Here is a 1,059-nt window from a genome sequence, read left to right as displayed (position 1 = left end):
GCTTATCGCAGGTTAGCACGTCCTTCATCGCCTCTGACTGCCCAGGCATCCACCGTGTACGCTTAGTCACTTAACCATACAACCCCAAGAGGTTTCGTATGGTCAACAACCAAGGTTGTCCATCTGAGTTATGATGGACTGTTGTTTCGCCGGACTCTTACACAAGACACTTGAATGTGTGTTGCTTGAGAACTCGTTTCATCTTTCGATGAAACTATTTAGTATTGAATTCAAAGAATTCAATTTACTAGTCAGCTTTCCAGATTGTTAAAGAACATGTGTTTGTCTTTCGACATCCACTTTCTAAAGACACTCGTACCTCTTTATTTCAAGAGCAGTGCGTTTAAAGAGTGGTGGAGCTATGCGGGATCGAACCGCAGACCTCTTCGCTGCCAGCGAAGCGCTCTCCCAGCTGAGCTATAGCCCCATCGGATAGTGCCTTTCATAAAGAAAGAATGGTGGGCGATACCGGGCTCGAACCAGTGACCCCCTCCTTGTAAGGGAGGTGCTCTCCCAACTGAGCTAATCGCCCTCCGATGTTTTACATCTTCAAAGGAGAAGATGGTGGGTCGTGCAGGATTCGAACCTGCGACCAATTGATTAAAAGTCAACTGCTCTACCAACTGAGCTAACGACCCGTGGCGTCCCATAGGGGAGTCGAACCCCTGTTACCGCCGTGAAAGGGCGGTGTCCTAGGCCTCTAGACGAATGGGACTAAGTGTTTTCAGGTTTGGGAACCTGAATATGTTCTTTACATTTCRACCAAGCAATCTGTGTGGACACTGCATAAAACAGCAGTCATATCGTTAAGGAGGTGATCCAGCCCCAGGTTCCCCTAGGGCTACCTTGTTACGACTTCACCCCAGTCATGAACCACACCGTGGTAAACGCCCCCCCGAAGGTTAAGCTATCTACTTCTGGTGCAGCCCACTCCCATGGTGTGACGGGCGGTGTGTACAAGGCCCGGGAACGTATTCACCGTAGCATTCTGATCTACGATTACTAGCGATTCCGACTTCATGGAGTCGAGTTGCAGACTCCAATCCGGACTACGACATA

At 49.2% G+C, this 1,059-nt stretch carries 4 tRNA genes and 1 rRNA gene; all 5 read right to left on the bottom strand.

The window, feature by feature from the left end:
* Window positions 1-351: 351 nt before the first annotated feature.
* Window positions 352-427: transfer RNA gene (locus L4D79_RS29775), tRNA-Ala, on the bottom strand.
* Window positions 428-456: 29 nt separating this feature from the next.
* A tRNA-Val gene (locus L4D79_RS29770) sits at window positions 457-532 on the bottom strand.
* Between the two features lie 30 nt (window positions 533-562).
* A tRNA-Lys gene (locus L4D79_RS29765) sits at window positions 563-638 on the bottom strand.
* Between the two features lies 1 nt (window position 639).
* Window positions 640-715: transfer RNA gene (locus L4D79_RS29760), tRNA-Glu, on the bottom strand.
* A 92-nt stretch (window positions 716-807) separates the two neighbouring features.
* Window positions 808-1,059: ribosomal RNA gene (locus L4D79_RS29755) — 16S ribosomal RNA — on the bottom strand; the annotation flags it as partial.

It is taken from the genome of Photobacterium satsumensis (genome assembly GCF_050336935.1).
Taxonomy (GTDB): Bacteria; Pseudomonadota; Gammaproteobacteria; order Enterobacterales; family Vibrionaceae; genus Photobacterium; species Photobacterium satsumensis.
Note: the sequence above shows the minus strand (reverse complement) of the source record. Positions and strands in the feature narration are given on the sequence as shown.